11 protein-coding genes and 1 pseudogene are annotated in these 12,093 nt (G+C 63.2%); 8 read left to right on the plus strand and 4 right to left on the minus strand.

Annotation, left to right across the window (positions count from 1 at the left end):
* Positions 1-141 precede the first annotated feature (141 nt).
* Entirely contained in the window at positions 142-1,164 is a 1,023-nt protein-coding gene (locus D769_RS25925; RefSeq protein ID WP_008651077.1) for an FAD:protein FMN transferase, read from the minus strand.
* 4 nt (positions 1,165-1,168) lie between these two features.
* Positions 1,169-1,576 carry a c-type cytochrome gene (locus tag D769_RS25930; RefSeq protein WP_008651078.1) on the minus strand — a complete coding sequence of 136 codons (408 nt, stop codon included), beginning with the start codon at positions 1,574-1,576 and terminating at the stop codon, positions 1,169-1,171.
* 269 nt (positions 1,577-1,845) lie between these two features.
* On the opposite strand from D769_RS25930, the gene nosZ reads away from it, so the two are divergent.
* The 8 genes and pseudogenes from nosZ to D769_RS31465 form a co-directional block, all read left to right on the plus strand.
* A complete protein-coding gene (gene nosZ / locus D769_RS25935) occupies positions 1,846-3,789 on the plus strand; it encodes a TAT-dependent nitrous-oxide reductase (protein ID WP_040011264.1) in 1,944 nt (647 codons plus the stop codon).
* Positions 3,790-3,844: 55 nt separating this feature from the next.
* The gene (locus tag D769_RS25940) at positions 3,845-6,463 is read left to right on the plus strand and encodes a NosR/NirI family protein (RefSeq protein ID WP_008651080.1); all 2,619 of its coding nucleotides are present in this window, start codon (positions 3,845-3,847) and stop codon (positions 6,461-6,463) included.
* Positions 6,460-7,737, plus strand: coding sequence for a nitrous oxide reductase family maturation protein NosD (locus tag D769_RS25945; RefSeq protein ID WP_008651083.1), 1,278 nt, complete (start codon positions 6,460-6,462; stop codon positions 7,735-7,737). Before D769_RS25940 ends, D769_RS25945 begins: the two co-directional genes overlap by 4 nt.
* Positions 7,715-8,665 carry an ABC transporter ATP-binding protein gene (locus D769_RS25950; protein ID WP_008651084.1) on the plus strand — a complete coding sequence of 317 codons (951 nt, stop codon included), beginning with the start codon at positions 7,715-7,717 and terminating at the stop codon, positions 8,663-8,665. The genes D769_RS25945 and D769_RS25950 overlap by 23 nt, the downstream gene beginning before the upstream one ends.
* Complete coding sequence (locus tag D769_RS25955) at positions 8,665-9,486, plus strand: ABC transporter permease subunit (protein ID WP_008651085.1); 822 nt, start codon at positions 8,665-8,667, stop codon at positions 9,484-9,486. Before D769_RS25950 ends, D769_RS25955 begins: the two co-directional genes overlap by 1 nt.
* The gene (locus D769_RS25960) at positions 9,483-10,013 is read left to right on the plus strand and encodes a nitrous oxide reductase accessory protein NosL (RefSeq protein WP_008651086.1); all 531 of its coding nucleotides are present in this window, start codon (positions 9,483-9,485) and stop codon (positions 10,011-10,013) included. The genes D769_RS25955 and D769_RS25960 overlap by 4 nt, the downstream gene beginning before the upstream one ends.
* A 50-nt stretch (positions 10,014-10,063) precedes the next feature.
* Positions 10,064-10,609: a nitrous oxide reductase accessory protein NosL gene (locus D769_RS25965; protein ID WP_008651087.1), complete on the plus strand. Its 546-nt coding sequence runs from the start codon at positions 10,064-10,066 to the stop codon at positions 10,607-10,609.
* Positions 10,610-10,753: pseudogene (locus tag D769_RS31465) on the plus strand (exodeoxyribonuclease III); the annotation flags it as partial.
* A 139-nt stretch (positions 10,754-10,892) separates the two neighbouring features.
* Here D769_RS31465 and D769_RS25970 read toward each other — a convergent pair.
* Both D769_RS25970 and D769_RS25975 read right to left on the minus strand, forming a co-directional pair.
* Complete coding sequence (locus D769_RS25970) at positions 10,893-11,498, minus strand: TetR/AcrR family transcriptional regulator (protein ID WP_008651089.1); 606 nt, start codon at positions 11,496-11,498, stop codon at positions 10,893-10,895.
* A gap of 224 nt (positions 11,499-11,722) precedes the next feature.
* A partial coding sequence (locus tag D769_RS25975) for a hypothetical protein (RefSeq protein WP_008651091.1) occupies positions 11,723-12,093 on the minus strand: 371 nt, incomplete at its 5' end.

Here is a 12,093-nt window from a genome sequence, read left to right on the forward strand (position 1 = left end):
GCGGCCTTGACCGGTCCTAGCGGACTGTCTTCGGCCGCACCCCGAACCGGGGCCGCTCTGCTTCATTCTGCTAGCGTCTCTGCGTCAGGAGTGGGAGGGTAGCGCGGCTCCCCGCGTGAAGCCATGCGCTAAATCATAGTTTCACGACCGCATACGGGTCGCCATGCCTTCGGACATCCATGGATGAGACCCGGGCCCGACAATCAGAGCATCCACGTTAGCCATGGGCCCCAGCAGGCTCCGTCCTGCCGCTGTACCAGCCACCATGATAGCGGCCCCGAGGCCGTTGACGTCACTTGTTTTGCGCGCGACCAGCGTGACCCCGTGCGGCCCCCGGGTTGGCAGGCCGGTTCGAGGATCAAGAATGTGGTGATAGCGCTGGCCATCACGGGCAAAGCAGCGTTCATAGTCACCCGACGACGCCACGACGCCATCGGTGAGCGTCACCACCCCCAGCAATCGCTCCGGCGCAAGCGGGTCGCGCAGGCCGATGCGCCAGTCGCGGCCTTGAAGCCCGCCGCTGACCAGCACGTCGCCGCCCCCGTTGAGCATCGCGTTCGAGATGCCGCGCTGCCGCAGCACGTCCATGCCGGCCTGCAGGATCGGGAGCTTGGCAATGCCGCCCAGATCCAGCTTCATGCCGGGACGCCGCAGATAGGCGCTACCGCGCGTTGAGTCCAGAACGACATCACGGTAGTTCACGAGTGGTCGCTCTTGCGTCAGTTCGGCTTGCCCGGGCACTTGCTCATGGCCCGGATCGAAGTTCCAGCCTTCAAACGCGCCGACCGTAATGTCGAAGGCGCCATGGCTGCGCGCGGAGACCTCGTTAGCCAACCTGAGCGCCGACATCAACTCGGGCGCGATGGGTACCGGGTGCTTGCCGGCAGCACGTGCCAGAGCACTGACCTGACTGTCCGGACGATAGCGGCTCATGATCCGTTCGAGCCTGCCCATCTCGGCGAACGCTGCGTCGATGGCCTGCGCGGCCGCATTCGCTGGCACGCCGTCGGTCACGATGTCCACCCGCGTGCCGAGCAGCCGGCGTGAGGCGTGCCGAACCGATGCATCGGCCAATGCCGGCAGGGCGAACATGCCGACGGCAAGCAGCGGTGCTGCCGTCAGGTAGCGCCGCCGGGCAAGGCCGGAAGGAGATAGCGCGTGCATGGCATCAGTGGGATTGTGCTGTCATGTAATCCACCGCTGCCTTGACAGCTTCATCCGGCAACGCCGTTGAGCCACCGCGCGCGGGCATCGATCCCTTGCTGCCGGTGAAGCCTTCCATTGCGTGCTTGTAAAGCGTGTCGTTGCCTTGGGCGATGCGCGGCCCCCAATCGGCCTTGTCACCTGGCTTGGGTGCGCCGGCCACGCCTGCCGCGTGGCACATCGAGCAAACCGAGCCATACGTGCGCTTGCCCAGCGCGTTCTCGGGTTCGCTGGTGGTGGCCGCAGTAGCGGCAGGTGCGGCAGCCGGTGCCGCGGCGGCCTCGGCCGGCGCAGGTGCGGCGCTTTCCTTTTGTCCGCAGGCCGCCAGAACGGCGCCGCAAATCAGTGTCAGCAACAGGGTCTTGATACGCATCGTTTTCTCCTTTTAGCGGGGCATCAAAGCTTCGTGAATCAACACGCTCCGCATTGTGGATGTTTTGCTCCTGCAAACATGCATTACAAATGCCTATTTTGTGATGCACATGACTTATGTCAAGCGCCTACCCCAAACGCAAGCGGAAGATCGCTCTGCCAAGAGAAGTTGAAGAACCGCAGAGGGGTCGAGATGTTGAAGAGAGACCGAGAAGGAAAAGACGGCTGGCGCGCTCGCGTCCGGCCATGTGAGATTCGATTCAAGGACCGATGATGACCAAGCAAGATTCGCTAACGACATCGCAGGACAATGCGCCCAGCGTGCTGGGGCGACGTCGCTTCATGAACACGGCGGCATTGGCCGGGCTGGCGACGGTGGTGGCCTGCACGGACAAGGGAACGCCAGCCGCGGGAGCCAGTGCCCAGGCGGCGGGCGCTGCGGCGCCGGCTGCAGCCGGACACGAAATCGCGGGCCTGCACCCGAAGCCAGGTGAACTTGATACGTACTACGGTCTTTGGAGCGGCGGCCATACCGGCGATATGCGCGTGTTCGGCATGCCATCAGGCCGCGAGATTCATCGTATCCCGTGCTTCGTGCCGGATGCGCTGGTGGGCTGGGGCATTACCAATGAGTCCAGGAAGGTAATGGGCACCAAGCCGGACGGCACGCTGAGATACACGGTGGGCGATACCCACCACGTCCACGCTTCCTATAAGGACGGCAACTACGATGGCCGCTACGCGTGGATCAACGACAAGATCAATGCGCGTCTGGCTCGCGTGCGGCTGGACTACTTCATCTGCGACAAGATTACGGAACTGCCCAACGTCCAGGGCTTCCACGGCATCTTTCCGGACAAGCGAGATCCGGTCGATCCGAAGATCAACTACACGACACGCGTGTTTTGCGGCGGCGAATTCTCGATCCCGTTGCCCAATGTGCCGACGGAAGACGGCAGCAAGTACCACTCGCTTTTCACCTGTGTCGATGCCGAGACCATGGAGGTGCGCTGGCAGGTGCTGATCGACGGCAACTGCGATCTGGTGGCGACGTCGTATGACGGCAAGCTCGCCGCCACCAACCAGTACAACACCGAGATGGGTGTGCACTACGAGGACATGATGTCCGCCGAGCGCGATGCCTGCCTGTTCTTCAACGTCGCCCGCATCGAGGAGGCCGTCAAGGCCGGCAAGTTCAAGACCATCGGTGATTCCAAGGTGCCGGTGGTGGACGGCACGCGTGCATCCAATGCAGACCCGATAACTGCGCTGACAGGCTATGTGTCGGTGCCCAAGAATCCACACGGTGTCAATGCCAGCCCGGACGGGAAGTATTTCATCTGTTCCGGCAAGCTTTCGCCGACCGGCACTGTGATCGAGCTGGCAAAGATCCTCGATTGGTTCGATGGCAAGCTTACAAAGATCGACGATGCCATCGTGGCCGAAGTCGAACTGGGTCTTGGGCCTCTCCACACCGCATTCGACGGGCGCGGCAATGCCTATACGACGCTGTTCCTTGACAGCCAGATCGTCAAGTGGAACGTCGACTCCGCAATCAAGTTCCACAAAGGTGACAAGTCCGCCAAGTACGTGGTCGACCGGCTGGACGTGCAATATCAGCCAGGCCACCTGAGTGCCTCGCAGTCCGAGACCATGGCGGCTGACGGCAAATTCCTGGCCGTGGGCTGCAAGTTTTCCAAGGACCGATTCCTGCCAGTTGGGCCGCTACACCCGGAGAACGAGCAGTTCATCGACATCTCCGGCGAGAAGATGATGCTGTTGCAGGATCATCCGGTTCGTTCGGAGCCGCACGACTTCATCATCTTCAAGCGCGAGCTGCTGCACCCGAAGCAGGTCTACGCGCTGGACGATTTCCCGCTGGCCATCAAGGATCCGAAAGAGTCTGGCGTGTTCCGCAATGGCAAGAAGGTGACGGTGAAGATCACGTCTCAGGCGCCTGCGTTCAGTCTGCGCGAGTTCAAGCTCAAGAAGGGCGACGAGGTGACGCTGATCCTTACCAATCTGGACAAGATCGAGGATCTGACGCATGGCTTCGCCATACCGAAGTACAACGTCAACTTCATCGTCAATCCGCAGGAAACCGCGTCGGTAACGTTCGTTGCCGACAAGCCAGGCGTGTTCTGGTGCTACTGCACGCATTTCTGCCATGCACTGCATCTCGAAATGCGCAGTCGCATGATTGTTGAAGCCTGACTCTGACAGGAGGCGCGCGTGTGCCGGCTTTCGGCGCACGCGACGATGAAGCACGATGCAGTCCGGTAATCAGGAGTTCGCGGCCAAGTTGGCCGCATTTTTTCTGCTGTTGTTCCTGTGCGCGCAGACCGCGTTGGCGGATCACGCCGCCTATGAGGCCGCGTTGCCGCCGAATCTGGCCGAGGCCAGGGATATGTGCGCGCTTGTGCCATGCGCCGACGTGTTTCCCGGCGCCATGCGCTTTTCCGAGCGCAAGGGGCAGCCGCCGTATGTGGAAGCCTACGGTCCCGGGCAGGATGGCAAGGCGCCGTTGCTGGGCTATGTGATGCTGTCCACCGATATCACCGACATCCCGGCGTACTCGGGCAAGCCGGTGGTGACGCTGATCGGCATGGATACGCAGGGGCACTATGTCGGCATCAAGGTGCTGAAGCACTCGGAGCCGATCCTGCTGCTGGGGATTCCGGAATCCGCGTTGCTGGATTTCAACAAGCAGTACATCGGGACGTCGGTCAAGGACAAGATCGAAGTGGGGCAGTCGCGACCCGACGAGGGCGTGCTTGGGGTCGATGCGATTTCCGGGGCGACCGTGACCGTGATCGCCCAGAACCAGGTGCTGACCACCGCCACGGCAGCCGTGGCGCGCGAGGTCGGCATCCTTGAGCAGGCACGACGCGAACCGGCGCGGTACGCGGTGACTGGCAAGCCCATGAGCTGGGCCGATGCCGTCAAGCAAGGCAGCGTGCAGCGGTTGTTGATCCGGCCTGAACAGCTTGGACTGGAACGCGCTTCGGAGCCGTTTATCGAACTCTGGTTTGGCGATATCAATCATCCTGACCTGGGCGCGAGCCTGCTCGGCCAGTTGGCATGGAACAACCTGCATTCGCAACTCAAGCCTGACGAGCACGCGATCTTCGTGATCCGGACGGCGGGTGCGGCGTCGTTCAAGGGATCGGGGTTCGTGCGCGGCGGCATCTACGATCGCATCCAGATCAAGCAGGGGGCCGACTCGTTCACGTTCCGCGATTCGGACTACCTGAACCTGTATGGGCTGGAGGCCCAAGGTGCGCCTGCCTATACCGAATCGGCAATCTTCATCATCCGTTCTCCGGCGTTCTCTCCAGCGTATCCGTGGAAGCTGTCGTTCCTGGGAAACAGGGTCGATCGTGCGTCAGGCGTGCGCAGCTTTGTCACGTTCGATGCACCGTACTGGATGCCCGACAAGCTGCTTCAGGATGGACGTCCACGCATCGAGGAACCGGAGGCACCCTGGCGTCGCATCTGGCGTGCGCGTGCAATCGAGATCGCACTGTTCGTGGCCCTGCTGCTGGTGGTCGGGGTGGTGTATGCCATGCGTGAGCGGTTGACGCGCCGTTCGACCCACAAGAACAAATGGCCGGTTAACCTCTTCAAGTACAGCGCGTGGGCCTTGAGCATTGGGTTTGTTGGCTTTGGCGCGATGGCGCAGCCCTCGATTACGCAGGTGCTGACGTGGTTCCACGCGTTGCTGTTCCAGTGGACCTGGTCGTTGTTCCTGACCGACCCGTTCATCTTCTGCTTCTGGATCTTCATCATCCTGACCGTGTTCCTGTTCGGACGCGGCCTGTTCTGCGGCTGGCTGTGCCCATTTGGATCGTTGTCCGAGGCCATCCACAAGATTGGCGGCCGGATCGGCTTCAAGCGATGGCAGCGACCGTTGCCGCGGGCCTGGCACGACCGGCTGAAGTGGTTGAAGTACATCATCTTCTTCGGTTTGCTGACGGTATCGGTGTTCTCCATGGGGCTGGCAGAGAAGCTCGCGGAGGTGGAGCCGTTCAAGACGACCTTCCTTGTGGGCATCAGCAACCGGGCGTGGCCGTATGGGCTGTTCGTCTGCACGTTGCTCGGGCTGTCACTGTTTATCGAGAGGCCGTACTGCAAGTACATCTGCCCGCTCGGCGCGGCGCTGGCCATGCCGAGTACCTTCCGCTGGTTCGGCCTGCGTCGCAAGCAGGACTGCAATAGCTGCAAGGCATGCGCGGTTGGCTGCGGCTCGCAGGCGATTGACGCGGATGGCCGTATCGATCACCGCGAATGCCTGCATTGCCTGGATTGCATGGTGTTGTACACCGACGTCAAAGGCTGCCCGCCGCTGGCCAAGGAGCGCAAGCGGCGCGAGCGAGACGGCCTGGAAATCACGCCAATTGGCCTGGATGGCTACTACATTCCGATCCAGCCAGTGCCCATGAATCCGCGCGTCGCGCAAGGGCCGGACCCGCGCATGCAGACCGACCGCGTTTCCCCGCAGGGGCGCGATGGGGCTCGCGGTGCGCACTGGCTCCTGCTGGAATTGCGCGACCACCTCTGGCCATGGAGCAGCGACGGCTGGGCATCCGCCCGTGCCTTGCAGATTGCCGGGATCTCGCTCGCGCTGGCGGCCAGCGTGGCGTGGGTGCTGGCTGCCATGGGGCAGTTGTCGGCGGGCGCCATCATCGCATGGTGGTTCGGCTGGAGCGTCTACGAGGTGCTGATTCGCTTGTCCGGCAAGCGGTACGTCAAGGATGGCCCGTGGTGGCGTTCCAACTACCGGCGCGCGACCGTGATGGACATGCTCAGCTACGTCGGATTCAAGAACCTGCTGATTGGCGCCGCGTTGTTCCTGATGCTGAAGGCGCTTGGGTTGCTCCAGATATGAAGTGGGTCCCGATTCTGATTCTTCTTGCGGGATGGCTGACGGGCGCGCAGGCCGCAACCGTGCGGGTTGCGCCCGGGCAGGCGCTTCAGGCGGCGATCGATGCGGCCCGGCCCGGCGATGTGCTGGAGATCGAACGCGCCACGTACACGGGCAACTTCGTGATCGGCAAGGCCCTGACGCTGCGCGGGGTGGATCGTCCGACGATCAGCGGCGGCCAGCACGGGGACACCTTGCGCGTCACCGCGCCGGACGTCGTCATCGAGGGATTGATCGTGCGCGATTCCGGAGACAGCCTGAAAGACCAGAACGCGGGCATCAATATCCTGCCGGGAGCGCACCGCGCCGTGGTGCGGCATTGCGACCTGACCTACAACCTGTTCGGCCTGTGGATCGAAAAGGCGGATGACGTGCGCGTCGAAGGCAATACCATCACCGGCAAGCGCGACTACAACTCCGCGCAGCGCGGCAATGGCGTGCAGCTCTACAACACCAAAGGCGCCCGCATTATCGACAACAACATCAGCTTCGTGCGCGATGCGCTCTACGTCGATGTGTCGCACCACGCGATCTTCAAGGGAAACCGGCTGCACCATAGCCGCTACGGCACACACTACATGAACTCCTACTACAACCTGTGGGAGGACAACGACAGCTATAACAATCGCGGTGGGCTGGCGTTGATGGAGGTGCGCGACCAGGTCGTGCGCAACAACCGGACCTGGGGCAATGCCGACCACGGCATCATGCTGCGCACGCTGCAGGACTCACGCGTCGAGAACAATGTCGTCGCCGACAATGACCGTGGGTTCTTCATCTACGACGTCGAATACACGGAGTTGCGCGGCAACCTGGTCATCGGCAATCAGGTTGGCGTCCACCTTTCGGCAGGATCAACGCGCAACGTGGTGCAGGGCAACGACTTCATCGGCAACCGGGAACAGGTGCGCTATCTGGGCGCGCGCGATGAACCCTGGGGCGGGCGCAAACCGTCGGAACGCGATCAGGGCAACTTCTGGAGCGACTACCTCGGCTGGGACCGCGATGGCGATGGCATTGGCGATCTGCCCTATGAGGCCAGCGATGTCGTCGACCGCTTGATCTGGCGTCATCCGGGTGTCCAGTTGCTACTGGCCAGCCCAGCCGTGCAGGCTCTGCGCTTCGTGAGCCGGCAGTTCCCGGTTCTGCGCGTGCCGACCGTCGTCGACGCCTATCCGCGGGCGCAGCCCGTCAACAAGAATTGGAGTACCTGGCGTGACAGAGCACACTCACGTTGAAGGGCAGGCCGCCATCGCGCTGCGTGGCGTTTGCAAGGACTATGGCGCTGTCCGGGCCGTCGACGACGTCGATCTGGAAATCGGTCACGGCGAACTGTTCGGGTTGATCGGCCATAACGGCGCGGGCAAGAGCACCTTGTTCAGGATGATGCTGGGCTTGATCGCCGCCAGCGCAGGCGATATTCACGTCGCCGGGGCATCCGTGCGTGGAGCCGCGTTCAGGGCAGCGCGCCGCCAGATCGGCTACCTGCCGGAGAATCTGGTGCTCTACGACAACCTGAGCGGACTCGAGACGCTGCGTTTCTTCGGCCGGATGAAAGGGGCGCCATTGGCGGATTGCGAGCCGCTGCTCGCGCGCGTAGGGCTGGCTGGTGCGGCGGAGAAGCCGGTGCGGGCCTATTCGAAGGGCATGCGGCAGCGGCTCGGCTTCGCGCAGGCGCTGCTCGGGTCGCCGCGCGTGGTTTTTCTCGACGAGCCCACCAATGGGCTGGATCCGGCGGCCATCCACGACTTCTACGCCATGCTTCAGGCGCTGCGCGAGCAGGGCGTCACCATCGTGATCACTTCCCACATTCTGGCGGAGTTGCAGCAACGGATCGATCGCCTTGCCATCATGGGCAACGGCCGCATCCTGGCCGTGGGCAGCGTGGCCGAGTTGCGCCGGCAGCTTGATCTGCCGGTGACGCTGGCATTGCGCGTCGAGCGCGGCGCGCGTGCCGCGTTGTGGCAGCACTTTGCGCCACTGCGCGCGCAGGGCGTCGAACTCGAGAACGGGCGCGCCGAGTATGAGTTGATCTTGCGGTGCAGGCGGTCTCTCAAGATGCAGGTCCTGGCGGCGCTGCATCCCATGGGCGGGCGTCTGCTCGATCTGCAAATCCAGGAACCGACGCTGGAAGATGTGTTCTTCGGGTTGAAGGAGGCAGCGTGATGGCTATCGAGTGCAGGCAGGTGGCCACCCTCGCGGCCAAGGAGTTGCGCGATCGTCTGCGTAATCGCTGGGTACTGGCGGTGGCCACGGTGTTCGCGGTGTTCTCGCTGGTGATCTGCTACTTCGGTGGCGCCGAGCAAGGGACGCTAGGGCCGCGCTCGCTGGAGTTCGTCATTACCAGCCTGGTCAGCCTGGTCATCTACCTGATCCCGATGATCGCGCTACTACTCGGGTTCGATGCTGTGGTGGGCGAGCGCGAGCGCGGCTCGCTGGACCTGTTGCTGGCCTTGCCGGTGACGCGGTTCGAAGTGTTGCTTGGCAAATACCTTGGGTTGGCGGTGGCGCTTACGCTTTCCACGCTGGCCGGATTCGCGCTGATGGTCGTGTTGCTCTGGCAACAGTTTGGCTGGGTCGGGCTGTACCACGCATTTGGCTTCGTGGTCAGTTCGATACTGCTGGGGCTGGTGTTTCTCAGCCTGTCCCTGCTGATCTCGGTCACCAGCCGAGACCGCACGCGCGCGTCCGGAGCCGCCATCGGCCTGTGGTTCGGCTTTGTACTGGTGTTCGACCTGCTGATGCTCGGCTTGCTGGTAGCCAGCGGTGGCAGCTTCGGCGGCGAGGCGCTGGCTTACGTGCTGCTCCTGAATCCGACCGATATTTTCCGCATTCTCAACGTGTTCTCGCTGGAGCAATTGCGTGGCCTGCAGGGTCTGGTCAGCATCGTTCCGCCCGCCTTGGGCAACCCCTGGGCCATGGGCGGCGCGATGCTGGGCTGGATCGGGGCCCCGCTGGCGCTGGCTGCCTGGAGATTTCGACTATGAACCACGAACGTCGCCGCCTTCTGGTGGTTGCCCTGGCCGGGTCGGCTGGCCTGCTCGCCATGGCTGCGTGCAGCAAGCAAACCGACACCACCATCGTCCCGGCGGAGATCGACGCCGCCACGTCCTGTGACCTCGATGGCATGTTGCTGGGCGACTACCCAGGTCCGAAGGCCCAGCTTTACTACACCGGAGACGCGCGGCCGCACTGGTGTTGCGACACGGTTGAGATGTTCAACACGTTGCTGCGGCCGGAGCAGGCAAGGCCGATTCGCGCCGTGTTCGTGCAGGATATGGCGAAGGCCGACTGGGAGCGCCCCCGCGGCAACTGGTTCGATGCCCGGACGGGCTTCTATGTCCAGGGCAGCAAGCGTCATGGCTCGATGGGCCCGACGCTTGCCAGTTTCCAGCAGGAGGCCGATGCCCGCACCTTCGTGGAGCAATATGGCGGCAAGATGCTGCGGTTCGCGGAAGTCACGCCCGAGATGGTTGACCTCAGCGGCGGGGCACTGCACGACAAGCGGATGTAGCCGTGCGCGTTCTCCGTCTTGCGCTATTGCTGACGTTGGTGCTGGGAGCCATGGGTTGGTACGTCTTCCACGCAAGGGTCCGCGCCAATCCGCAGGTACCCACGGATATCTGCTTTGTCGCTCCGGCCACGCCCTATGACCCAGCGTCCGGCATCGCACCTGACGCCCCGCGCGCCGTTCCAGTCAATGCGCGGTGCCCGGTGTGCGGCGCGTTCCCGTCGCGGGTGCCGGAATGGGCCGCGCAGGTGATCTTCGCCGACGGCGATGCCTATTTCTTCGATTCGCCGCTGAGTCTTTTCATTTACCTGCGCAACCTGCCACGATATGCGCCCAGCCGAGCCGCCAGCGAGATTGCCGCGAGCTATGTGCGCGCGACCGAGGGCGGTCAATGGATCGCCACCAACGAGGCGGTCTACGTGCAGGGTTCGTCGGTTCCGGGGCCGATGCGTCAGGGCAATTTGCCGGCGTTCGAGGATGTGATGGCGGCCCGGCACTTCGTTTCACGCCACGGCGGCACTGTCCTGCATTCGCCTGATATCACCGTGCAACTGTTGCAGGACCTGGCGCCGACCATGCATCGGGCCGACCACGCTTAGCTGGCATGGCTGGAGCGCGAGCAGCCCGACGTGGTCTGCCTGCAGGAACTCAAGGCCGTGGACGAATCATTCCCGGCGGCAGAACTCCACGCGGCTGGCTATGGCGCGGTCTGGCAGGTGCAGAAGTCATGGAATGGCGAGGCGAGCCGCACGCGAGCGATCATGCACCGGCGTGGGTGGAAATAGAGATGGGGGCGGAAGCGAAAACGAAAACAACGCCCGCCGCGAGAGCAAGACGGCGGGCGTCGGGCGCCTGAATGCGCCGAAAGCGGTAATGTCAGGCCTAGGCGGCCACGGCTTCGTGTTCCTCGATGGCGCACATCGAGCCGCCAACGGCGCCAATCAGCATATTCGCTGCGGCGTCGATTCGATCGTTCGAGCCGGACATCCGCGCGGTGATCAGTCCGTTCTGGATCGCGCCATAGAGCACCTTGGCCAGCAGTTGGGGCGGCACCGGGTACTGCTGGCCGCGTTCTGCCTCGGCGCGGCGCAGCATGTCGGCGATGAAGTTCTCGTTCGCCTGGAAATGCTCCTGCAGCAGCGCGCGAACCGCTTGCGGCAGAACCATCACCTCCGCAGCCAACATGCCGATCAGACAGATCTGCCCGAGGTCGATGCCATTGCTCAGCGGCAGCACATACTTCCGCGCCTGTTCGATCAGTGGCAGCGAGGTGTCGATCGCCGCGAGGCGGGCCACCGACGTTTGGCGGTACTGATGTACCACTTCCAGCACCAGGTCGTCCTTGGACGGGAAGTAGTAATGAATGCTCGAGGTCTTCACGCCCACCAGCTCCGCGAGGTCGCGATAGCTGAAGCCGTTATAGCCACGCCGTCGCATCAGCACCGAAGCGTGTTCAAGCAGTTGTTCGCGTACGGACGACGTTTTCATGGCGACTGTCCCCAACTTTCGCTTTCGCAGGGGACCCTCCGATTTTCGCTATCTCAGATCGACAGCGACTTTGCAACGAGCGAGACAAGGGCGCCGCTGCCAAGGGCCAGCATCACCCATCCACCCAGAATCAGGGCACTGTCACGCAGACTCATGATGACACTCCAGATGTTGGTGTCGGCCACCGGCGCGGCACGTGTACCGCGTCGGTGGCCTGATCTGTATTAGGCGTTTGCGCCTTCGGTGTACGGGTCGAACTTGCCGGTACGGGCACCGTCGTAGTACGGATCAACCTTGCGGGCCGGTTCGCTCGATACACCGGTGCGATCCAGGCCGGCGACCATGCGTGCGCCGTCGGTGTACGGGTCGAACTTGCCGACCTTGGCGCCGTCGAGGTACGGGTCAACCTTGCGGGCCGGTTCGCTCGAGACACCGGTGCGGTCCAGACCGGCGACGATGCGGGCACCGTCGGTGTACGGATCGAACTTGCCGATCTTGGCGCCGTCGGTGAACGGGTCAGCCTTGCCGACCTTTGCGCCATCGGTGTACGGGTCGGTCTTGCCGACGCGCGCGCCGTCGGTGAAGGCGCTGCGCT

Origin of the sequence: Cupriavidus sp. HMR-1 (assembly GCF_000319775.1) — a bacterium.
In the GTDB taxonomy this organism is placed as follows: domain Bacteria; phylum Pseudomonadota; class Gammaproteobacteria; order Burkholderiales; family Burkholderiaceae; genus Cupriavidus; species Cupriavidus metallidurans.